Origin of the sequence: Actinoplanes sp. NPDC023714 (assembly GCF_040639855.1) — a bacterium.
In the GTDB taxonomy this organism is placed as follows: Bacteria; Actinomycetota; Actinomycetes; order Mycobacteriales; family Micromonosporaceae; genus Actinoplanes.
This window is the reverse complement of record NZ_JBFAAR010000010.1, coordinates 256,092-277,829: the sequence shown is the minus strand read 5'-3', so window position 1 is coordinate 277,829 and position 21,738 is coordinate 256,092. Positions and strand designations below refer to the sequence as shown.

The following is a 21,738-nucleotide window of genomic DNA, read 5'->3' as shown; positions in this document are numbered from 1 at the left end:
GACACGCCGGAACGCACCGGACCCGGTTGACACGCCACGGGTGTCCGGACGTACCGTCTTCAGGTCTTTGTTAACGGCGAGCGTGTCAAGATCCGTTTCGTTCCTCCACCCACTGGCCGCAGTCCTCGCTGGGGTCGCGCGTTCAGCCAGGTCCAGGGGGTGAGAGGTGCGCGGGGCGGGGCGGGCCGAACCGTGTTCAGGTGGCACCTCCGAGGGTTGAACGATGGCCAGTAGACAACGGCACGACGCGGGCAGCCGGCTCGCTCCGGGTCGGTCCGAAGGTCATCGCGAGGTCCCCGGGCCCACCGGCCGGGAACACTGACGAGCGGATGTGCTCCAGGGGCGCAGCCACAGCCGGGCTGCGCCCCTGCGTCCCCGGGACCTGTTCCGTGGAGAGGGCCGGAGCGAGGCGAGGTCCTAGCAGCTAGATGCGGGTAACCTGCCATCCGTGGAAATGACTCTGCCGCCGCCGGCGCTCGCCGGTCCCTCACCCGAGCCGGGCACCCCCGGCGCGACGCGACCACTGCGCCTCCCGGTCGCCACGGTGCTGGCGGTGGCCGCGGGAGTGGCCCTGCTGCTCGCGCTCCCGCCGTACGATCTCTGGTTCCTCGCCCCGGCAGGCGTGGCCCTCTTCGCCGCGGCGGTGCACCGGCGCCGGCTGCGCGCGGGTTTCGGGCTCGGCTTCCTGGCCGGGGTGACACTGTTCTTCCCGCTGCTGTGGTGGACGTCGTTCCAGGCCGGCTGGCTGCCCTGGGCGCTGCTCTCCTCGGCCCAGGCGGCGATCCTCGGCCTGGCCGGCCTGGCGGGCGCGTGGCTCTCCCCGCTGGTCGACCGGTGGCGCTGGTCCTGGCCGCTGCTCACCGGCCTGCTCTGGACCGCGCAGGAGGCGGTGCGCGACCGCGCGCCGTTCGGAGGCTTCCCCTGGGGGCGCCTGGCCTTCAGCCAGGGCGATGCGCCCGCGCTGCGGCTTGCCGCGTACGGGGGAGCGCCGCTCGTCACCTTCGTGGTCGCGGTCACCGGCGGGGCGATCGTGGCGCTGGCCTGGCGCCGCTGGTCCCCGCGGCCGGCGGCCGGCGCGGCCGGGTTCGCGCTGACCGCCGCGGTCCTGATCGCCGGCCCGGCCCTGATCCCGCTGACCCAGCCGTCCGGGCCGTCGGTCACGGTCGCGATCGTGCAGGGCAACGTGCCCCGGCTCGGCCTCGACTTCAACGCCCAGCGCCGGGCCGTGCTCGACAACCACGTGAACGGCACCCGGCAGCTGGCCCTCGACGTCGCGGCCGGCCGGCAGAAGCAGCCCGACCTCGTGGTCTGGCCGGAGAACTCCTCCGACATCGACCCGCTGCGCAACGCCGACGCGGCCGACGCCATCTCCGCGGCCGCCGACTCGATCAAGGCGCCGATCCTGGTCGGCAGCATCCAGCGCACCGACGACCCGGAGGACATCTACAACGTCGGCATCCTCTGGTGGCCGGGCACCGGCCCCGACCACGACCAGCAGTACGCGAAGCGCCACCCGGTGCCGTTCGCCGAGTACATGCCGCTGCGCCCGATCGCCCGGCTGGTCACCGACAAGGTCGACCTGGTCCGCAACATGCTCCCCGGCGACCACCCGGGCGTCATCGACACCGGCAAGGTGACCCTCGGCGACGTCATCTGCTTCGAGGTGGCCTACGACGGGATCGTGCGGGACACGGTCACCGGCGGGGCGCAGCTGCTCGCCGTGCAGACGAACAACGCCACCTTCAACGAGGCCGAGGCGTTGCAGCAGCTGGCGATGGTCCGGCTGCGGGCGGTCGAGCACGGCCGCGAGGCGTTGATGGTCTCCACCGTCGGTGTGTCCGGGTTTGTCGACGGTTCGGGGCAGGTACACGGTTCGACGGGCTTCAACACGCCTGCGGTGGTGGTGCGTGACGTCGCCACGGAGGGACCGCGTACGCTGGCGACTCGTTCGGGCAACTGGCCCGAGGTGGCGGCCGTCGCGATGATGGCCGTCGCCCTCGCCGCCGTGCTGCCCCTGCGCCGCCGGCGGGCGGACATCGGCAATGACGGCGATAAAGACACGGAGGAACGGTGAGCGAGTACCCCGGCGTGGGACGAGCCCTCGTGATCATCCCGACGTACAACGAGGCGGACAACGTACGGGTGATCACCGACCGGGTGCGCAAGGCGGTGCCCGACGTCGACATCCTGGTGGCCGACGACAACTCACCGGACGGCACCGGCGCCATCGCGGACGAGCTCGCTCTCGCCGACGATCACATCTTCGTGATGCACCGGGCCGGCAAGGAGGGCCTCGGCGCCGCGTACAAGGCCGGCTTCGCGTGGGCCAAGGACAAGGGCTACGACGCGGTCATCGAGATGGACGCCGACGGCTCGCACGCGCCCGAGGAGCTGCACCTCCTGCTCGACGCGCTGAAGGACCACGACGTCGTGCTCGGCACCCGGTACATCCCGGGCGGCAGCGTGCACAACTGGCCGATGCACCGGCTGCTGCTCTCCCGCGGCGGCAACATCTACATCCGGATGGCCCTCGGCATGCCGTTCAAGGACGCGACGGGCGGCTACCGCGCCTACCGGATCGGCGTCCTCGACAAGATCGAGGTCGACAGCATCGCGTCGACCGGGTACTCGTTCCAGGTCGAGATGGCGTTCCGGTCGTACAAGCAGGGCTTCCGCATGGTCGAGGTGCCGATCACGTTCACCGAGCGGGTCAACGGCGTCAGCAAGATGAGCGGCAACATCTTCAAGGAGCAGCTGCTGCGGGTCACCATCTGGGGCGCGCAGACGCGAGCTGAGAGTTTGCGTAAAGTCTTCGATCGCAAGCCGCGACAGGGCTCCACCTGGCCGTGAGGTGTCATGCTTGAACCGGGCCCGCCCTGTCGTCGGGAGGGCCCGGGACACCGGAGGTCGATGTAATGCGCCGTAGCAGACTGGCTTACGCACCACTCGCACTACCGATCTGGGCGCTGGCCGAGTTCTTCGTCTTCGTGGCGGTCGCGCACGCGATCGGTGCGGGCTGGGCCATCCTGCTGCTGGCCGTCTCCACCCTCGCCGGCATCGCGCTGCTGCGCCGCGAGGGCATCAAGGGCTGGCGTGCCTTCCAGGAGGCCGCCCGGGAGAACCGGCCGCCCGGCGCCGGGGTGGCCGACTCGCTGACCGGTCTCGGCGGCGCGCTGCTGCTGACCATGCCCGGCTTCATCACCGGCGTGGCCGGCCTGCTCCTGCTCCTGCCGCCCGGCCGTGGCCTGGCCCGCCGGGGGATCGAGCGGTTCGCCGAGCGGTCGCTGGGCTCGGCCGCGACCGGCGACCTGTTCGGCCCGCGCAAGGTGAAGGTGCACTCCGGCGCCCCGGTCACGGTCGTCGTGGTCGACGAGGAGCCGCCCGCCGGCCGCACCCCGCCGCCCGCCATCGAGGGCGAGATCGTCCGCTAGAAGCACGCACGACGAAGGCCACCCCTGTCGACAGGGGTGGCCTTCGTCGTGTGCTTCAGGATCAGCGCCCGCGGCGCGTGCGGACTTCCTGGAGACGCTCGTTGAGGATGTCCTCGAGCTCGGCGATCGAACGCCGCTCGAGCAGCATGTCCCAGTGGGTGCGCGGCGGCTTCGCCTTCTTCTGCTCCGGCTCGCTGCCGTCGACCAGCCGGGCGACGCTGCCGTCGAACTTGCACTCCCAGGTGGTGGGCACCTCGGCGTCGACGGCGAACGGAACCTCGAACTGGTGACCCTTGACGCACAGGTACTCACGGGTCTGTCGGGGCGCCAGCTCGGTGTTACGGTCGGACTCGTAGCTGACTGCGCCTAGACGGCTGCCGCGCAGCATGCGTTCGCCCATGATCGGCTTTCCCCTCGCTCGTGGTGCTGCTCTCGTTGGTGTAACGAAAGTGGTGGCCGCTGGATTCCGGATCTTGGCATGGAGCTATGCCCGACCGGAACATCGGCTGTCTGTATCCGCGGTGTTAACGCTATGAGCGTAACCGGCCACCGCCCTTACCCGGCAAATCGAACCCGCGTTCCAGTGGACCTTGGTCCTCTATGCGGCATTTGCGATGTGTACGGGTAGTGCGATGTCGGTCACTCGATTCGGTTCACCAGCAATTTACTCATGTGTCGGTCACTGCTCGGTGCCTCAACGGTAGCGGCGTGGTAGCAGTGGCCCGCCCGATTCGACCCGTTCTCTAGCTGTTCGTGGTTGATTGCGGGTGAGAAATGTCGCGTGTCTGACCCGGCACCGCCGCGCCCCTGCTGCCGAGCGACGCCAGCGCCGACGCGAGATCACTGACCTGCGACGTCAGCTGCGCCACCCGCTCCTGCGCGGCCTCGGCGTCGGCCCTCGCGGACGCCAGCCGGCGCTCGAGATCGGCCCGATCAAGTTCAAGATCCTTTTGGGTACGGGCGAGCCGGTCCCGTTCCTCGGTGACCGCCACGATCGTCGCCTCCCCGGCCACGGCCCGGGCCTCCGCCTCCCGGACAGCGTTTTCCGCTTCCCGGACCGCGGCGTCGGCGTCCCGGACCGCGGCCTCGAGCTCGGTGGCGCGCGCCGTGGCGGCCCGCTCCCGAGCCGACGCGTCGGCTGCCCGGGCGCCGGCCTCCTCCACCTCCGACCGGGCCGTGGCCAGATCGTGTGCGGCCCGCTCGGCGGCCTCCTGCGCCGCCGACCGTGCCGCGGCCAGATCGGCGGCAGCCCGTTCGGCGGCCTGTTCCGACGTACGCCGGAAATCGGACGCATCCTTGAGCGCGGCAGCCAGATCGCGCTCCGCGGCATCGCGCCGGTTCCGGACCTCGGCCAGCTCGGTCGTCGCGGCGTCGCGCTCGGCCTCGGCCCGTTCCCGCAGCGCCGCCGCAGCCGTCGCCGCCCGCACCGCCTCATCCCGCGCCGCGACCGCCTCCTCGGAACGCTTCCCGGCCTCCTCGGCCGACCGCTGCGACCCGGCCGCCCGCTGCCGGGCCTCGTCCCGCTCGGCCGTGGCCGCCACCGCGATCTGCTGCGCCGCCGCCGTGGCGGACGCCGCCTGCTCGGCGTCGCGGCGCGCGTCGTCCCGCTCCGCGTGCGCGGCCGCCACCTGCCGCGACGTCTCCGCCCGGACCTCGGCCACCTGCCGCTCCACGCCGGCCGGCGACATCTCCGAATGCAGCGCCTCGGTCAGCGTGCCGACCAGCGTGTCCAGGCGGTCCACGACCTCCCAGGTGCGCGCCACCGAACCGGCCAGGCCGGGCGACGAACGGTGCCGCATCCGCGTGTTGCGCGACGCCCGCTGACACTCGCCGTCATTGTCACGGCAATACCGGAACGGGCGGCCGGCGGAGGCGCGCTGCGGCACGGGGCGGCCGCAGTGGGCGCAGGGGCGGGTCTCGGAGTCTGTATCAGGCGCAGTCATAGCGCCCCTCACCCTATTTCGTCGGCCTGCCCGGGCCGGTCAGCCGCGCCGCCGGTCCTTGCCGTGCCGTTCCCTTGCCGCGCCGCCGCCCTTGCCGCGCCGCCGGCCTTTCGCTCGTCTCCGGCCGCCGGCCGCGCCGTCACCTCGGTCGCCCGCACCTCCTCGCCCTCTTTCTTCGCGATCTTGTTGATCTGTGCAGGAACGTGGCGGCGGGAATCAACAAGATCTGTGAGGGGCGAGGCGAGGGCGTGGGGCGAGGCGAGGGCGGGGGCGGGCGGTGGTTCTTCGGAGTCAGCGGCGGCGGGGGGAGCGGGCCAGGTAGGCGTGGGGGTAGGGGAGCGGGCGGTCGCTTGCGGCGGTGAGGCGTTCGACGCTCTTGTCGTCGAGGGTCCAGCCTGCGGCGCCGAGGTTGTCGTCGAGCTGTTTCAGGGACCGGGCGCCGATGATCGGGGCGGTGACGCCGGGGCGCTGGGACAGCCAGCGCAGCGCCACCTGCGCCGGGGTGCGGCCGCTCTCCTCCGCCGTCTCGATCAGGGCGTCGGTGATCGACCAGGTGCGCTCGTCGACGCTGTTCTCCCAGTCGCCGAGCCACGGCTGCTTGTCGCCCTCCCAGCGGGAGTCCGGCGGCGCCTGGGTCATGCCGCGGCGGTACTTGCCGGTCAGCCAGCCGCCGCGCAGCGGGGACCAGGGGATGATGCCGGCGCCCTCGTTGAGGCAGACCGGGGCCAGTTCCAGCTCGACGTCGCGGTCGATCAGGTTGTAGAGGGGCTGGCACGCGACGAACGGCTCCCAGCCGTGCTGCCGTGCCACGTCGATCGACTTCTGGAGCTGCCAGGCCGTGTAGTTGCTGACGCCGATGTGCCGGACGTACCCCTGCTTGATGAGCCCGTCCAGCGTCGACAGCGTCTCCTCGATCGGGGTGGACTCGTCGAAGCAGTGCAGCTGGTACAGGTCGATGTAGTCGGTGCGCAGCCGCTTCAGGCTGGCCTTCACGGCGCTGATCAGGTGCTTGCGCCCGGCGCCGTGGTCGTTCGGCCGATCACCGGTGGGCCAGAAGCCCTTCGTGGCGATCACCAGGTCGTCGCGGTCCGCACCGGTCCGGGCGAGCCAACTTCCGATGATCTCCTCGGAGGCGCCGCCGCCGTACACGTCAGCCGTGTCGATGAACGTGCCGCCGGCCTCGGTGTACCGGTCGAGCAGCGCGTGCGACGTCTGCTCGTCCGCCTCCTTGCCGAACGTCATCGTGCCCAGACAGAGCTCGCTCACCAGAAGGCCGCTGTTGCCGAGATACCTGTGATCCATGGATCTGATTCTTGCAATGTTCGCGGGCCGCGGGCGACACAGTTGTCCACTGTGTCGCCCCGCGCCTGCTAGACGTTCTGCTTCTCGGTGCTGTCCGAGTGCAGCTGCGCCGTCGTCTCCGTCACGAACTTGCCGGTCTTGGCGCTCCGGTTCACCTCGCGGCCGCCCTTCTCCCTGTCCCCGCCGACCGTCTCGGTCGTCGTGGTGTCGGGCTGGCGCTGCGCCGTGCTCTCCTTGACGAAGCGGCCGGTGCGGGCGCTGCGGTTGACCTCGTGCTCGTTGCCTGCCATCGGGGAGACTCTCCTTCGTCGTCTAGGGATGTCTCATTCGTTCCCGGCGGTCCGGTGACCGAAACTGCCCCTCGTGGATGTCCCGCTACGGCGTGCGGCGGCCGAGCGTCGCGGCCGCGCCCAGCCGCAGGTGGCCGCCGGCGCGGTCGAGAGGGTGCGGCGAGGTGAGGGCGTCGAGCGTGAAGGCGACGTGATCGGCCTGCTCGTGGACGGTGTGCCGGAGAACCCGGCGGCCGTGATCGTCGGGCACCGCCAGGAGCGTGGTGGCGGACGGGGCCCGGTCGTCGTGGGCGGCGGCCCGGCGTGCGTGGGCCGCGCTGCGGTTGGCGTGGGCGGCGACCCGGGGTTCGTGGGCCGCGGTGTAGCCGGCGAGGACCAGCTGTGCCCGGTCCGCTTCCGGGGTGGGGGCGGTGGGGAAGCGATCGCCGTTCTCCACCCAGGCGGCCAGGGTGGGGCTACGGGCCAGCCAGCCGTCGGCGAGTCGCCGGAACGCCCGGTCGCGCCCGATCCGGCGCCGGGCCGCGGTGTGGATTCCGTCCAGTGCAGGGCGTGCCCGGCCTGCCGCTCCCGCTGCCGCCGGGGAGCCGAGGCGACGCTCAGCAGGGGAACCGTGTTGTTGTCCCAGACGTCAGCGGCCTCGACCACCGCGGCCCGGTCGAAGTGTCGCGCGTCGGCGGACGCCTCGGCGATCCGCGTCACCGAGCGGTCCAGCAGGGCGGTGAAGACCGCGAAGAAATCCTCCATCGTGGGTGCAGCGTAGAAACGTACACAAAGGGGGTCTGAAAATGTCGCAGCGGGAGGCGGTGCTGACCGGGCTCGCGGAGCGGATCCTCGGGGTCGCGGGTGGGGGATCGGGTTCGACGACATGTTGCGCCGCCTTCAAGGAGGCGGCCAGAGGTGCAGCCCGCGCGGCACGCCGACGTTGTGATCGACAACCGGATTCTCGCGGCTCCGAGGATCGTAAAACGCTGATGTCATAGGTTTGGCGGCGGTATGCGTAGACACCGATCGAATCTGGGCACCCTGCTCCACCACGTTCATGTGAGCGGGCCGCTCTCCCGCGCCACCCTCGCCGAGCGGATGGGCGTCAACCGCAGCACCATCCTCGGGCTCACCGCTGAACTGGCCTCCGCCGGTTTCGTCCGGGAAGAGCCACCCATGGGTACGACGGGAGCAGGGCGGCCGTCCTTCGTCGTGGTCCCCGAGTCGCGGCGGTTCTTCGTGCTCGCGTTCGACGTCGCGGTGGACCGGCTCACGGCGGCGCGGGTCGGGCTCGGCGGACCGATCCTGGACCGGCGGGAGGTGGCGCGGTCGCGGGCCGGCGCCGACCTGGACACGGTGGTGCGCGAACTCGCCGCGATGGGCGCGGAACTGCTCGCCGCGGCGCCGCCCGACGCCGTGGTGGCCGGGATCGGGGCGAGCTACTGCGGGATGATCCGGCCCGGCGACGGCATGGTCCGGTACGGCCCCGAGATGGGCTGGGTCGACCAGGCGTTCGGTGCGGAGCTGGAGCGGGCGCTCGGGATCGGCCTGCCGGTGGCCGTCGGCAACGAGGCCCACCTGGGGGCGCTGGCCGAATACGCCCGCGGGGCCGGGGTCGGGTCCCCGGACCTGATCTATCTGCACGGCGATGTCGGGGTGGGCGGCGGCATCCTGGTCGGCGGCAAACTGCTCGGCGGGGAGAGCGGGTACGGCGCCGAGGTCGGGCACATGCTGGTCAACCCGGTCGGCGGCCGGCCGTGCCTGTGCGGGTCGGCGGGCTGCCTCGAGGCCGAGACCGGGGAGCACGCGATCCTCGAAGCGGCCGGGCGGAGCGGGGAGTTCGGGCGCCGGGCGGTGCGCGACGTGGTCCGCGACGCGGAGAACGGTCACCTGCGCGAGGCCGCCGCGATGGCCGGGATCGGCGACTGGCTCGGCATCGGCGTGGCCAATCTGATCAACCTGTTCAACCCCGGGGTGGTGATCTTCGGCGGGATGCTGCGGGAGGTCTACCGGGTCGCGGCGCCGGAGGTGGCGGCCCGGATCGCGCAGCACGCCATGCCGGTGTCGCGGGAGCGGGCGAAGCTGAGGGTGTCCGGGCTGGCCGACGACGCCACGCTGCTGGGCGCGGCGGACCGGGGCTTCGCGGCCCTCCTCGCCGATCCGCTGGCCGGTCCGCGCGCCGATCCGCTCGTCGGCCCGCGCGCCGTTCCGCTGGCCGGTCCCCGCGCCGATCCGCTGAAAAAAGCCGAAAAAACGGTCTAAAGGGGAGCGGCGGGGCTACCTTCCGGTCGAGTGCACAAACCGGACGGGAGAGACGGATGCTCAAACCCTGCACCGCCGCCTTGCTGATACTGCTCACGGCCGGCTGCGGGGGCGGTGACGACGAGGAGACGACCACCGCGACCCCGACGGCGGCGGCCTCGACGGCGGCGAGCACCTCGACCGGCGGCACCGAGGACGTCCTCAACGCCACCAACGCGTTCCTGGCCCTGCTCGACGACACCCAGAAGTCGGCGGTCCAGGGTGAGCGCACCACCGAGAACCTGGCGAAGTGGTCCAACCTGCCCGACCAGCTCTTCAAACGGGACGGCCTGCGGATGGACGCGCTCTCCACGGCGCAGCAGGCCGCCGTCCTCAAGATCTTGCAGGCCGCCCTCAGCGCCGACGGATACGCCCAGGTCACCGGCATCACCACCGGCGACGGCGTGCTCAAGGCCGAGGGCGGGATGGACCTCGACTTCGGCGCCGACCACTACTGGATCCGGATTCTGGGCACGCCCTCCGAGACGGAGATCTGGACCATTCAGTACGGCGGCCACCACCTCGCGGTCAACCTCACCCTCAAGGGCGACCACATGACGATGGCGCCGACGCTGTGGGGTGCGCAGCCGGCCTCCTACACGACGTCCGGCACCACTGTCGAACCCCTGAAGGGCGAGACCGACGCCGCGTTCGCCGTGATGGACGCCCTCGACGACGAGCAGCAGGACGCCGCCCAGCTCGACACCGCGATCACCGAGATCGTCCTCGGCGCGCAGCAGGACGGCAAGAAGCCGGCCGAGGAGGGCGTCAAGGTCTCCACCTTCTCCGAAGAGCAGAAAGAGCTCCTCATGGCCCTGGTCACCGAGTGGCTCAGCCCGCTCACGCCATCCCAGGCCCAATCCAAGATCGAGGACGCCGAGAACAACCTCGACAAGACCTGGTTCGCCTGGTCCGGCAAGGTCACCGAGGGCGAGCCGATCTACTACCGCGTCCAGAGCCCCTCCCTGATCATCGAGTTCGCCCACCAGCAGGGCCAGGGCGCCAACGCCGGCGGCGTGACCCACATCCACTCGATCTACCGCGAGCCCGACAACGACTACGGGGCCGAACTCAATTGATCAAAAAGCTCGCCCTGATGGCGGCCGTGGTGTGCGGTGTGATGGGCCCCGCCCCCGCCCCCGCCTTTGCCCACTCGCTGGATGAGGTCATCCAGCAGGTGTATCTGACCCCGGCTGCGGCCACCCTTGATGTGCAGGTGGACATCGTGCCAGGGGCGCTCGTCGCTCCCGGATTTGCGCGGTCGCTTGATGGTGATGGGGACCGGGTGCTCAGTGACGCTGAGATCGCTGCTCATGATGGGCGGGTTGAGGCAGCGCTCGCCCTGGCCACGGACGGCGCGCCTGCGGAGCTCAGCGTCACCGGGTCGAGCTATCCGCCCTATGACCTCCTCGCTGCCGGGGGTGGTGCGATCACGGTGCGGGCCACGGCGCCGCTTGCCGCTTCGACCGGGGCGTTCGCGATCACCGATGGGTACATCGCCGAGCAGAAGACTCGTATTCAGATGAGCGTGCTGGTCGCCAAGGACGCCGGGCGGGCGGCCAGTTCGATCCGGCGCGGTCATGAGGGGCGCGCGATCGCCGTCGGGCTCGCGCCGGCTGCCGTGGCGCCGGCTGCCGTGTCCGAGGTGAAGACCGGCGAGAGTACGGGCGGAGCGATGCTGGCCGCCCTGCGCACACCGATCGAGTCGCCGCTCGCGCTCGCCCTGCTGATCGGCGTGTGCGCTCTGCTCGGCGCCCTGCACGCGCTGACGCCCGGGCACGGCAAGGCGATGCTGGCGGCCTATCTCGTCGGGTCCCGTGGCACACCCCGCCAGGCCGTCGCGCTGGGCGGGATCGTCACGGTGACGCACACCGGATCGGTGCTGCTGCTGGGAGCGGCCGTCCTCGCCGTGGGGCACTATGTCATGCCGAGCCTCCTCGTGCCTGGGTTGCAGGTGGTGACCGGGGCGGTCGTGCTCGCCCTCGGCCTGCGGATCCTGCGGCGTCGCCTGCGGGGTGCGGATGGCGTCCACACCCACGCCTTCGGGGAGCACCTGCGGGGTTCCGGCTTCCATTCTCATGTGGGGGGTGGGAGGGGGCACGCTGCCAGCGGACAGATTCACGCTGCCAGCGGACAAGGGCGGGCGCTCGCGGGGCACCGGCACGCGGGCGATCACGACGGGGACTTCGAGGAAGCCGGGGAAGCCTGGGAAACGCGAGAAGCCCGGGAAGCGCGAGAAGCCGGGAACGCCGAGGACTTCGATCGCGAGGGTGGGCGCTGGGCGGGGACCGCGCGGGGGCCGTACCTCGTGAAAGAGCGTGCGAAAGCCGCCCCGATCTCCACCGGGAGCCGCCGGGAGCTGGCCGCCATGGGCGCGGCGGGCGGTCTGATCCCGTGCCCGGAGGCGCTCGGCGTGCTGATCCTCGCGGTGGGCCTGAACCGGACGGCGCTCGGGCTCACCATGATCGTGGCGTTCAGCGCGGGGCTCGGCGCCGTGCTCGTCGGGCTGGGGCTGATCCTGGTCACCGCGCGGGATCGGTTCACCGACGTACGCCCCGGGCCGCTGCTGCGCCGCCTGCCGGTAGTGTCGGCCGCGATCGTCGTGGTGCTCGGCGTGGTGATGACCGTGAGCGGGCTGGCCGAGGCTCTCTGACTCTCCTTTGATGATCCGTCTGCGACAGTGGGGTTCGTGCTGTGAAGTTGCGTGAGGAAATCGTCGCGGTGCCGTCGGCGGCCGGGGACATCCGGACGGCGGTGATCGCGCCGGTCGGTGCCGGGTCGTGGCCGGGGGTGCTGCTCTACACCGACATCTTCCAGCTGACCGAGTCGACGCTGCGGACCGCGCGGCGGATAGCGGCCGCCGGGTACGTCGTCGTGGTGCCGGAGATCTACCCGCACGGCGCGGTGGCCGGGGTCGCCCTCGAGTTCGACGACGCCGGCAAGAAGGCCGGCCTCGACGCGGCGGCGGCCACCACGACCGCCTCCTTCGACGCCGACCGGCAGGCCGTGCTCGACTGGATGGCCGCGTACGACGGGATCGGCGCGCTGTTCGTGACCGGGTTCTGCCTCGGCGGGCACCTGGCGTTCCGGGCCGCTTTCGATCAGCGGGTGGAGGCGACCGTCTGCTTCTATCCGACCGGGCTGCAGAACGGCGCGCTCGGCGCCGACGACCCCGGCTCCCTGGTCCGGGCCGCCGAGATCCGGGGCCGGCTGCTGGTCGTGTTCGGCTCGAACGATCCGCACGTGCCGGCCGGCGCGCGGCTGGAGATCGTCTCGGCGCTCTACGCGGCCGGGCTGGACGATGTGGAGCTGCACGTCTACCGGGGTGGGGAGCACGCGTTCATGCGGGACGTCGGGCCGCGGCACGACCCGGAGCTGACCGACCTGGCGCTGGCCGAGGCGGTGTCGTTCTTCCGGGGCCGATCGCGCTGAAAAAGGTTGATCGCGCTGAAAAAGGTTGATCGCGCTGAAAAAGGCCGATCGTGCTGAAAAAGGCCGATCGCGCTGAAAAGGCCGGGAGGATTCAGGGGACCTTGCAGATGCGCCGGAGCATGGTGTCGAGGGCCGTCCGGTCGTCCTCGTCGACCGGGACGGTGCCGGCCAGCGGTTCGGCATCGTCGAGGGCGACCCGGACCGGGAACTCGAACGGCTTCTTCACCTCGGCGAACGCGTGCAGGTCGCAGCGCAGCGGCGTCACGACGATCGGGATGCTCGCCCGGGGCCGGGCGGCGGTGACCGCGGCCTCCCGCCGGCCGGGGAAGGCGAGCCGGTAGAGGACGTTGCCGTCGAGCTCGGTGACCCGCACGGCCCCGGTCGCGGCGGCGGTGCGGGTGATCTCGAGGCTGCCGCGGACGCCGTCCGGGCCGAGGTCCTGCCACGGGCCGAAGGCGAGGGTGACGCTCTGCTCGACCCGGTCGGCGGCGCAGTCGATGGCGAGGAGCTGGTCGAGCAGCGGGTTCGGGTCGGGCAGGTCGACGGTGACCTTCTGCCAGGATGTCGCGTTCTCCGGCCGGGCCGTGACGATCACCCGGGACGGCGCGGAGCGGGCCGGCGTGCAGCCGCCGGTGCCGAACGTGACCGGCACGTCGACGCGCAGGCCGCCGACCGGGAGCAGCGCGTCGGTGTCGGCCGCGGTCTCGCCCTCGAAGGACGGCAGGACCGGCTCGACCCGGGCCACCCGGATCGGCGTGGGCCCCTCGTTGTGCAGGGCGATCGCGAGCTGGCGGTTCACCTCGTGGACGCGCCACTGCTCGGCCGTGGCGCTGATCGCGAGCGGCGGATCCGGACTCTCCGGGGCTGCATCGCAAGCGGCGAGAAGAGCGGCGAGAAGAGCGGCGGGAAGAGCGGCGAGCAGCGCGGCGGGCAGCAGATCGACGACGGCCACCGCCCGAGACAAGACCCGCATCATCGGGACTGTAGCCGGGTTCCGTCCTCGGCGGGGACTGCCCGTCCCAGGCGGCGGACCGCCGGGATGAGCAGCAGGGTCGCGCTGCCCAGCACGCCGACCACGACCGAGACGCCGAGGACGCGTTCGGCGCCGACCGCGCCCGCCACCGGGCCGGCCAGGGCCTGGCCGATCGGGAGGCTGCCGGTGGAGCCGAGCACCTCGTAGGAGGTCATCCGGTTGAGCAGCTCGGGCGGGGTCTGGGTCTGCACGCTGGTCTGCCACTGGATCGACCAGAACGCCCAGACCAGGCCGTTCGCCCCGGCCGCGGCCAGCAGGAGCGGCAGCTCGGCGTGCAGGGCGATGGCCAGCGGCAGCAGCACGAAGGCGAACATCGCCACGGCGCCGGTCGCGAGCGGGCGACGGGGTGGGAACCGTAGCGCGAGCAGGCCACCCACGATCGTGCCCGCTCCGATCGCCGACTGCATCCACCCGTACGATGAAGGCCCTTGATTTTGACTCACCAGCACCGCACCGAGCGGGATCAGTGGTCCGAAGAGGAAGATCCCGTAGGCGATCCAGACCAGGATCACGCTCCAGATCCAGGTGCGGGCCCGGAACTCGCGCCAGCCCTCGGTGAGGTCCTTGATCGTCGAGCTCGCGGGGCGGCTGACCCTGCCGACGCGCAGGCCGGCCAGGCAGAGCGCGCTGATCGCGAACGTGGCGGCGTCGACCGCGTAGACGAGCCCGGCGCCGAAGAAGCCGAACAGGATGCCGGCCGCGGCGGGACCGAGCAGCTCGGCGACGGCGTTCGCCATCCGGATCGTGGCGTTGGCGCGGTTGGGATCGTCGGTGACCTGCGGGACGATGCCGTTGACGCCGGGCTGGAACATCGCGGCGGCCGTGCCGCTCACCGCCGAGCAGGTGATCAGCAGCCAGAGCGGCGGGGTGCCGGTGAAGAACGCGACGGCCGTGACCGCCTGGGCGACCAGCCTGATCAGGTCGGCCGCGAGCATGAGCGGGCGGGCGCCGATCCGGTCCGCGAACACGCCGCCGAAGAGGATGAACCCGAGGAACGGCACCATCCACGCCGCCAGGACCACGCCGACGCCGGTCGCGCCGTAGATCCCGCCGACCGCGAGTGCGGCGGCCACGGTCAGCATCGCGTCGCCGAAGGCCGAGACCGAGCGGGCGATGAAGTACCGGGTGAAGGTGGCGGTCCAGAGCATGAGCCCACTCTATTAAAAAGACAATTAACTGTACGGGGTGGCAGCCGCGCAAAGCGACGGACCTCCTCATTCGGAAATGCCTGCCATTCCAGGTCACAAACAAGATCAAATAGGGCGAATACTGAGAAGAACGTCACTATCCCGGCCCTCAGGCTTGGAATTCCGTCGATGGGCGTGGTTACCGTCGTGGCCGTCCCGCGATGGCGGGCACCGCGGGCGGTCCGCCGAATCCTGCCGCCGCCCGGGGAATCTATTCGCAGGGCAGGAGCGGGGGACCCAATCAGTACGGCGCCGGAAAGTGACGGCGCCTCGGGGTGAAGCCGCGAAGACGACGGCCGGGCGCCTCTGTCCGAACCCGACAGCTCACCTCGCAGGCGTGGAGGATCATCCATGTCTCGGATCGGTAGACGAACGCGCCTCGCCCTCGGTCTGGTGACCGCGGGCATCACCGGAGCCGGTGTGCTTCTCGCGCCGGCGAGCCCGGCCCAGGCGGCCCGGCAGGTGAACTGGGACGTCCTGGCGAAATGCGAGTCGGGCGGCCGGTGGCACATCAACACCGGGAACGGGTACTACGGTGGCTTGCAGTTCAGCCGCAGCACGTGGAAGGCGAACGGGGGCGGCAAGTACGCCCCGACCGCCGACCGGGCCACGAAGGCCGAGCAGATCAAGGTCGCGACGAAGCTCTACAAGAAACGCGGGCTCAAGCCGTGGCCGGTCTGCGGCAAGAAGCCGGGCGTCTACAAGAAGGCCGGCACCGGCAAGAAGGTCAAGGCCGTCAAGGGTACGTATGTCGTGAAGTCCGGCGACACCCTCGCGAAGATCGCCAAGAAGTACAAGATCAAGGGTGGCTGGAAGACGCTGTACCGGTTGAACAAGGATCGGCTCGACAGCCCGAGCGTGATCTACGTGGGTCAGCGCCTGCGCCTGAAGTGACCGCCCGGACCTGCGCCGGCATCGGGTGCGGGCGCAGGTCCAGCGCGGCTGGGTACCCTGACGGATCATGACCCTCGCCCACGCCGTCCTGCTGTTCCTGGGCGGGGTCGGCGGGGGTCTCGCCGGGTCGATGGGCGGGCTCGCGTCGGTCGTCAGCTATCCGGCCCTGCTGGCCGTCGGCATCCCGCCGGTGGCCGCGAACGTCACCAACACGGTCGCGCTGCTCTCCACGGCGTTCGGCGCCGCCGCCGGTTCCCGCCCGGAACTGCGCGGCCAGGCCCGCCGGATCGCCCGGCACGGCGTCACCGGCGTGGCCGGCGGCACGGCCGGGGCGGTGCTGCTGATGAGCACCCCGTCGTCGGCGTTCGAGCGGGTCGTACCCGGGCTGATCGCGCTCGGCGGGCTCATGCTGCTGTTCCGCGAGCCGCTGCGGGCCTGGTACGTGCGTCCCGGCCGGCGCCCGCCCCTCGCCGTCGCGGTGCTGCTGATCGCGGTCTACGGCGGCTACTTCGGCGCGGGCGCCGGCGTCATGATGCTGGCCGCGCTGTCGGTGGCGGCCGCCGAGCCGCTCGCCGTCACGAACGCGGTCAAGACCGTCGTCCTCGGCTTCTCCAACGTGGCGGCCGCGCTGCTCTACGCCCTCATCGCGCCGGTGCACTGGACGGCCGCCGCGCTGCTCGCGGCCGGATGCCTGCTCGGCAGCTGGATCGGGCCCGCCCTGGTGCGGCGCACGCCGGAGCGGCCGCTGCGGGTGGCGATCGGGCTGGCGGCGCTGGCGCTCGCCACGTTCCTCTGGCACGAGGCGGGGGCGTCGCCCGCGTCGTCGTGAAAGCTAGGATCCTAGGACGCCGCATCCTAGATTCCTAGGATGCTCTAGAGGCGGTGCGCGGGCATCGTAGGGTCGCGGCATGCGTGAAGTGATCGTCGCCCCGATGGCCGGCGGGCCGTCCACCGTCGCGCTGGTCGCCGGCGCCGCCCGGGCCGGGGCGCTGGGGTTCCTGGCGGCCGGCTACAAGACGCCCGACGCCGTCGCGGCGGAGCTCCGGCAGGTCGACGCGATCCCGCACGGGCTCAACATCTTCGTGCCGATGCCGGCGCCCGCGGATCCGGCGCCGCTGGCGGCATACCGGCTTTCACTGCGGGGAGAAGCCGATCGGTACGGGGTGGACCTGCCCCCGCTGCGGACGGAGGACGACGACCACTTCGCGGCCAAGGTGGAGCTCGCCGCCCGATTCCGGGTTCCGGTCGTGAGCTTCACGTTCGGCGTACCCGATCCGGGGATTGTGGAGAGGCTGCACGACGCCGGCTCGACCGTGCTGATCACGGTGACCAGCGCGGCCGAGGCGCGGGCGGCCCTCGCCGTCGAGCCGGACGGGCTGATCGCGCAGGCCGGTGCGGCGGGCGGGCACGCGTCCACGACCGACCCCGCCGGATATGCCGGGACGAGCACCGCCCTGGAGGCCCTCGCCGCGGTCCGGGCGGTGACCGAGGGGCTCCCGGTGATCGCGGCGGGCGGGGTCGGCACCGCCGGCGACGTGCACGGGCTGCTCGAGGCGGGCGCCGCGGCGGTGCAGTGCGGGACCGCGTTCCTGCTCGCCGACGAGGCCGGGACCCGGCCGGCGCAGCGGGCCGCGATGCTCTCCGGCGAGTTCACCGAGACCGTGGTGACCAGGGCGTTCACCGGGCAGCCGGCGCGCGGGCTGCGCAACCGGTTCATCGACGAGCACGACGCGGCGGCGCCGATCGGCTATCCGGCCGTGCATCACCTGACCGCGCCGATCCGGGCCGCGGCCGCCGCGAAGGGCGATCCGGGCGCGCTGAACCTGTGGGCCGGCACCGGGTTCCGGCACGCGAGGCCCGGGCCGGTGGCCGACCTGATCGCACGCCTGAGCGCGTGAAGCCCCGGGCCGGCGGCCGAGGTGATCGCACGCCTGAGCGGGTGAAGCCCGGGCCTGTCGGCTCGGCGGGACCGCCGGGACGGGTCTACTTTCGGTAGCCATGACGGCTACCGGGACGGTTCTTGGCTACGCGATGAAGGGGCTGCACCGGCTGCCCCGCACCCTCCGCCGGGCGGTCCTGCTCCGGGCCGCCGGCGGCGACCTGCCGGCGGTGCCCGACTACGTGCGGATGCTGGAGATCGCCGGGGACCTGCCGGAGACCGGGCCGACCGACGCCGAGTTGTTCGACCGGTTCCCGCAGCTCGCCGCCGTGACGGTCACCGAGCAGCCGGCCGGGGTGCCGGCGATGCTCTACCGGGGTCCGGGCACGCCGGCGGCCGGGCTGGTGTGGGTGCACGGCGGCGCGTTCGTGAGCGGCTCGCTGCGGATGGCCGAGGCGCACTTCACGGCGCTGGCCCTGGCCGCCCGCGGGATCGCGGTGCTGACCGTCGGCTACCGCAAGGCGCTGCGCGGGGTGCGCTACCCGGCCGGGTCGGACGACGTGCTCACCGGGTGGCTGTGGGCCGTCATGAACGCGGACCGGTTCGGGGTGCCGGCCGAGCGGCTGCACCTCGGCGGGGCGAGCGCCGGCGCGAGCCTCGCGGCCGGGGTGGCGAAGCGGCTGCGCGACGGCGCGGGGCAGCCGCCCGCCTCGCTGGCGCTGATCTATCCGTCCGTGCACGCGGCGCTGCCGCCGTGGGAGCCGGCCGAGCTCGCGGCGATCCGGGGCAGGAGGGCCGTGTTCTTCTCGCCCGAGTGGGTGGCGGCGATGAGCCGGCACTACTGCGACGACCTGGGCGACCCCTACGCGTTCCCGGCGAACGGCGAGGTGGCCGGCCTGCCGCGGACGCTGATCGTCAACTGTGAGCACGACACCCTGCGCAGCTCGGGGGAGGCCTTCGCGGACCGGCTGCGCGCCGCCGGGGTGCCGGTGACCGTGCACCTCGCGCCGAACGCCGTGCACGGCTGCCTCGGCGAGCCGTTCACGGTCGCGGCCACCGAGGTGATCGATGTGATGCAGGTGAATATCATCTCGCCGTGACGATGTTCCTGCGGTACCTGATCCACGCTCTGTTCCACGGTCCCGTCCCCGACCCGCCGGAGTTCACCGAGGATCTGCCGCCGCGCGACCCGGGCGAGCGGGAGGCGCGGCACCGGGCGGTCCGCGGCGACTGGCCGGCCGCCGCGAAGCTGATGGCCGACGCCGGCGCCGACGGGGAGCTGCGGGGCCGGCGCGCCGACCTGCTCGCCGCCGCCGCGGCGACCGACGGCGCGTGGCTGCAGCGCTGGCTGGAGGCGTCGCCGGACGACCCGGACGCCGCGCAGATCCAGGCCGCGACGCTGCAGCTCCGGGCCGCCCGGGCGCGCGGCTCGGCCTCGGCCGCGGAGACGACGCCGGAGCAGTTCCGCGCGTTCCACCTGCAGTCCGGGCTGGCCGGCCGGGCGGCCGACCGGGCGATCGCCCTGGCCGCGCCGGGTGACCCGCTGCCGTGGGTGCGCAAGCTGCGGACCATGTTCGGCGACCAGGAGGCCCGGGCCGGCTTCGAGGAGGTCTACGCCGAGGGCCGCCGCCGCGCCCCGCACCACTTCGGGCTGCACCTGACCGCGCTGAGCCTGCGCTGCCAGAAGTGGTTCGGCTCGCACGAGCGGATGTTCGCGATCGCCCGGGAGGCGGCCGCAGCCGCGCCGGCCGGGTCGGACACCGTGCTGCTGCCGCTGTTCGCGCACTACGAGTACGTGCTGCGCGAGTACACCTGGAACGCCGCGCCGGGTAAGGGGCTGCGGGCCTGCCGCGCCTACTTCCGCCGGCCGGAGGTGCGCCGGGAGATGGACGGCTGGGTGGCGAAGTGGCGCACCGGCGTGCCCGCGGGCGAGCGGAGCCGGGAGTGCCTGCACTGGGTAGCGCTGCACCTGGTGCTGGCCGGCCGGCGCGCCGAGGCCAAGGAGATCGTCGACGAGCTCGGGCCGGTCGTGGACCCGTCGGTGGCGTGGGGCTACGTGTACGGCGGGAGCGAGTACGGCTACATGCGGGCCTGGCTCTGGGTGAACCGGCTGGGCCGTTGACGGGTGGGGTCGACCAGGATCTTGGGGCCGTCGCCGGCGCCGGGCGGGCGGCGGCCGGCCAGCACGCCGGCCACCTCGTCGAGGCCGACGACCGCGGCGACCAGCGGTTCCGGGTCGACGAGTCTCCGCGCGTACGCTCCGGCCACGTCCTCGAGGCCGGCCGACGCCCCGAGGATGCCCACCGCCGTGACGTCCTTGAGCACCAGTTCGCGGGTGTCGACGGTGCTCGGCGTGCCGGCCAGCCCGATGTAGACGACCCGCCTGCCCGGCTCGACCAGCCGCACCGCGAGCCCGGGCAGCGACGGGGCGTTGCTGGCGTCGACGACCGCGTCCCAGGCGAGGTCCGGCAGCTCCGGCAGCGTCCAGGCCCGGTCGAACCCGAGCGAGCGGGCGAAGCCGAGGTGCTGCCCGAGCAGGTGCACCTCGATGCCGCGGGCGCGGGCGATCATGGCGGCCAGCAGCCCGATCGTGCCGGTGCCGAGGACGAGCAGCCGCTCGCCGGGGACCAGGCCGGCCGCCGCGACCGCGCGCTGGGCGTTGCCGCCGGGCTCGACGAGCGCGCCGACCGTGGCGTCCACGGCGTCCGGCAGGGCGTGCAGGTAGCGGGCCGGGAACGCCAGCTTCTCGGCGAGCGCGCCGGGCAGCCCGTCGGCGATGCCGATCTCCCGCATCGCGGCGCAGACGTGGTGCCGGCCGGCCAGGCAGCGCCGGCACGTGCCGCAGGCGATCATCGTGTCGCCGGTGACCCGGCGGCCCAGCCAGGACGGGTCCACGCCCGGCCCGGCCGCCGTGACGACGCCGGCCCATTCGTGGCCCGGGCGCAGAGGGTACGAGGACCGGCCGCTCGCGAGATAGCTCATCTCGCCGGTGAACAGTTCGACGTCGGTGCCGCAGACGCCGGCCCGCTCGACGTCGACGACGACCTGCCCGTCCCCGGCGACCGGGACGGGCACCGGGAGGACCTCGGCCCGGCCCGGCCCGGTGAACACCAGCGCCCGCATGATCATCAGTCCAGTAGAGCACGCGGCGCCGCGAGGTCCTGCACGCCGTAGAGGGCGGCCGGGTCGTCCGCGGCGGCGATCCGGTCCATCAGCGCGTCGTAGTCGTCGCCGGTCTCGCCCCGGTAGGACGCCTCCATCCGGCCCCACTCGTCCCAGGGCAGCGTCTCGACCTTGTTGAGCGCGGCCAGGTCGCGGATCACGTTGCCCCGGATCTCGGCCGGTCCCCAGTTCCCGGTGCCGCCGACGCCGAACCGGGCCGCGTCGATGCGGCCTTCCCGGTACGCCGACCAGGCCTCCCCGCCGGACAGGAACGTCCCCGGCTCGGGGAACCGGCCGAGCTGGGCGTCGAAGCGCACCCAGCGGCCGTCCGCGCGGTACTCGGCCACCCAGTGGTCGAGGCCGTGCCCCTCCTGGAAGTAGGTGGCGAACCCGCACCGGGCCCGCGCCGGCACGCCCCGGTGCCGCAGCAGCGCGACGGCGAGCACGGTGAAGTGCCGGCACGTGCCGACGATCCGGCGCTCCGGCGGGCGGGGCACGGCCAGCGGCGCCGGGTCGAGGCCGAGCAGGGCGGTGACCAGGGCGGCGGCCGGCCGGACCTGGTTGGTGGCGAACCGTTCCTCGGGCAGGTGGTGCGGGGCGGCCTCGAGCGGGTGCAGGACGAGATGCTGGACGATCCCGGCCAGCGCGTCCGGCGCGGCGGGCAGGTCGTCGAGGTGCGGGCCGGCGGGCAGGGCGCTGAGCGGTCCGGGAGAGGCGTAGTCCACCCGTGGCACGGTAGCGGGCCGCAGTCGTGCGGGCACGATGCGCACGGGCGCTGCGGCGTACCCATGAAAAGGTTTTGAATGCGGGCCGCGGAGGCAAGTCCTCCTATCGTGCGCGAGCCCGGGGACGGCTCGTCGGCTACGTTGTCTGCGGGCCGGTCGGCGGCATGCCGATCGGCT

21 protein-coding genes and 1 riboswitch are annotated in these 21,738 nt (G+C 72.6%); of the genes, 12 read left to right on the top strand and 9 right to left on the bottom strand.

Annotation, left to right across the window (positions count from 1 at the left end):
• The first annotated feature begins 454 nt into the window (after positions 1-454).
• The 3 genes from lnt to AB0G10_RS34955 all read left to right on the top strand — a co-directional run bounded on the left by lnt (position 455) and on the right by AB0G10_RS34955 (position 3,431).
• Positions 455-2,074: an apolipoprotein N-acyltransferase gene (gene lnt, locus AB0G10_RS34965; protein ID WP_360931937.1), complete on the top strand. Its 1,620-nt coding sequence runs from the start codon at positions 455-457 to the stop codon at positions 2,072-2,074.
• The gene (locus AB0G10_RS34960) at positions 2,071-2,850 is read left to right on the top strand and encodes a polyprenol monophosphomannose synthase (RefSeq protein WP_360931783.1); all 780 of its coding nucleotides are present in this window, start codon (positions 2,071-2,073) and stop codon (positions 2,848-2,850) included. The genes lnt and AB0G10_RS34960 overlap by 4 nt, the downstream gene beginning before the upstream one ends.
• A 65-nt stretch (positions 2,851-2,915) precedes the next feature.
• Positions 2,916-3,431 carry an FxsA family protein gene (locus AB0G10_RS34955; RefSeq protein WP_360931780.1) on the top strand — a complete coding sequence of 172 codons (516 nt, stop codon included), beginning with the start codon at positions 2,916-2,918 and terminating at the stop codon, positions 3,429-3,431.
• Positions 3,432-3,492: 61 nt separating this feature from the next.
• On the opposite strand, the gene AB0G10_RS34950 is transcribed toward AB0G10_RS34955, so the two are convergent.
• The 5 genes from AB0G10_RS34950 to AB0G10_RS34930 all read right to left on the bottom strand — a co-directional run bounded on the left by AB0G10_RS34950 (position 3,493) and on the right by AB0G10_RS34930 (position 7,402).
• Positions 3,493-3,831, bottom strand: coding sequence for an RNA polymerase-binding protein RbpA (locus AB0G10_RS34950; RefSeq protein ID WP_014689763.1), 339 nt, complete (start codon positions 3,829-3,831; stop codon positions 3,493-3,495).
• A 343-nt stretch (positions 3,832-4,174) separates the two neighbouring features.
• Positions 4,175-5,374 carry a serine/threonine protein kinase gene (locus AB0G10_RS34945; RefSeq protein ID WP_360931778.1) on the bottom strand — a complete coding sequence of 400 codons (1,200 nt, stop codon included), beginning with the start codon at positions 5,372-5,374 and terminating at the stop codon, positions 4,175-4,177.
• Between the two features lie 291 nt (positions 5,375-5,665).
• Complete coding sequence (locus tag AB0G10_RS34940; RefSeq protein ID WP_360931775.1) at positions 5,666-6,676, bottom strand: aldo/keto reductase; 1,011 nt, start codon at positions 6,674-6,676, stop codon at positions 5,666-5,668.
• 68 nt (positions 6,677-6,744) lie between these two features.
• Positions 6,745-6,966, bottom strand: coding sequence for a hypothetical protein (locus AB0G10_RS34935; protein WP_360931772.1), 222 nt, complete (start codon positions 6,964-6,966; stop codon positions 6,745-6,747).
• Positions 6,967-7,051: 85 nt separating this feature from the next.
• Positions 7,052-7,402 (bottom strand): hypothetical protein, encoded by a 351-nt coding sequence (locus AB0G10_RS34930; protein ID WP_360931769.1) that lies wholly within the window; start codon positions 7,400-7,402, stop codon positions 7,052-7,054.
• Between the two features lie 557 nt (positions 7,403-7,959).
• Between AB0G10_RS34930 and AB0G10_RS34925 the strand changes: the two genes are divergently transcribed.
• The 4 genes from AB0G10_RS34925 to AB0G10_RS34910 are packed head-to-tail and all read left to right on the top strand — an operon-like array spanning position 7,960 to position 12,681.
• Entirely contained in the window at positions 7,960-9,210 is a 1,251-nt protein-coding gene (locus AB0G10_RS34925) for an ROK family transcriptional regulator (RefSeq protein ID WP_360931766.1), read from the top strand.
• A gap of 56 nt (positions 9,211-9,266) precedes the next feature.
• A complete protein-coding gene (locus AB0G10_RS34920) occupies positions 9,267-10,328 on the top strand; it encodes a DUF3500 domain-containing protein (protein WP_360931764.1) in 1,062 nt (353 codons plus the stop codon).
• Entirely contained in the window at positions 10,325-11,902 is a 1,578-nt protein-coding gene (locus AB0G10_RS34915) for a hypothetical protein (RefSeq protein WP_360931761.1), read from the top strand. Before AB0G10_RS34920 ends, AB0G10_RS34915 begins: the two co-directional genes overlap by 4 nt.
• Positions 11,903-11,943: 41 nt before the next feature.
• Positions 11,944-12,681, top strand: a complete 738-nt coding sequence (locus AB0G10_RS34910) for a dienelactone hydrolase family protein (RefSeq protein ID WP_360931758.1) — start codon at positions 11,944-11,946, stop codon at positions 12,679-12,681.
• Positions 12,682-12,772: 91 nt separating this feature from the next.
• Here AB0G10_RS34910 and AB0G10_RS34905 read toward each other — a convergent pair whose 3' ends face one another.
• Entirely contained in the window at positions 12,773-13,654 is an 882-nt protein-coding gene (locus tag AB0G10_RS34905) for a hypothetical protein (RefSeq protein ID WP_360931755.1), read from the bottom strand.
• A complete protein-coding gene (locus AB0G10_RS34900; protein ID WP_360931753.1) occupies positions 13,654-14,862 on the bottom strand; it encodes an MFS transporter in 1,209 nt (402 codons plus the stop codon). Before AB0G10_RS34900 ends, AB0G10_RS34905 begins: the two co-directional genes overlap by 1 nt.
• A 212-nt stretch (positions 14,863-15,074) precedes the next feature.
• Positions 15,075-15,254, top strand: a riboswitch (cyclic di-AMP (ydaO/yuaA leader).
• On the opposite strand from AB0G10_RS34900, the gene AB0G10_RS34895 reads away from it, so the two are divergent.
• From AB0G10_RS34895 to AB0G10_RS34875, 5 genes are all read left to right on the top strand, one after another.
• Positions 15,253-15,795: a transglycosylase family protein gene (locus AB0G10_RS34895; RefSeq protein ID WP_360931750.1), complete on the top strand. Its 543-nt coding sequence runs from the start codon at positions 15,253-15,255 to the stop codon at positions 15,793-15,795. Its footprint overlaps the riboswitch before it by 2 nt.
• A 67-nt stretch (positions 15,796-15,862) precedes the next feature.
• On the top strand, positions 15,863-16,624 hold the full coding sequence (locus AB0G10_RS34890; RefSeq protein ID WP_360931747.1) for a sulfite exporter TauE/SafE family protein: 762 nt from the start codon (positions 15,863-15,865) through the stop codon (positions 16,622-16,624).
• Between the two features lie 79 nt (positions 16,625-16,703).
• Positions 16,704-17,693, top strand: a complete 990-nt coding sequence (locus AB0G10_RS34885; protein WP_360931744.1) for a nitronate monooxygenase — start codon at positions 16,704-16,706, stop codon at positions 17,691-17,693.
• A 100-nt stretch (positions 17,694-17,793) separates the two neighbouring features.
• A complete protein-coding gene (locus AB0G10_RS34880; protein WP_360931742.1) occupies positions 17,794-18,774 on the top strand; it encodes an alpha/beta hydrolase fold domain-containing protein in 981 nt (326 codons plus the stop codon).
• Entirely contained in the window at positions 18,771-19,796 is a 1,026-nt protein-coding gene (locus AB0G10_RS34875) for a hypothetical protein (protein WP_360931739.1), read from the top strand. Before AB0G10_RS34880 ends, AB0G10_RS34875 begins: the two co-directional genes overlap by 4 nt.
• Here the strand turns inward: AB0G10_RS34875 and AB0G10_RS34870 are convergent.
• Together AB0G10_RS34870 and AB0G10_RS34865 are read right to left on the bottom strand one after the other, a co-directional pair.
• Positions 19,754-20,803 carry an alcohol dehydrogenase catalytic domain-containing protein gene (locus AB0G10_RS34870; protein ID WP_360931736.1) on the bottom strand — a complete coding sequence of 350 codons (1,050 nt, stop codon included), beginning with the start codon at positions 20,801-20,803 and terminating at the stop codon, positions 19,754-19,756. The two genes, AB0G10_RS34875 and AB0G10_RS34870, sit on opposite strands and share 43 nt — an antisense overlap.
• On the bottom strand, positions 20,803-21,561 hold the full coding sequence (locus AB0G10_RS34865; RefSeq protein WP_360931733.1) for a transglutaminase-like domain-containing protein: 759 nt from the start codon (positions 21,559-21,561) through the stop codon (positions 20,803-20,805). Before AB0G10_RS34865 ends, AB0G10_RS34870 begins: the two co-directional genes overlap by 1 nt.
• Between the last annotated feature and the right edge of the window lie 177 nt (positions 21,562-21,738).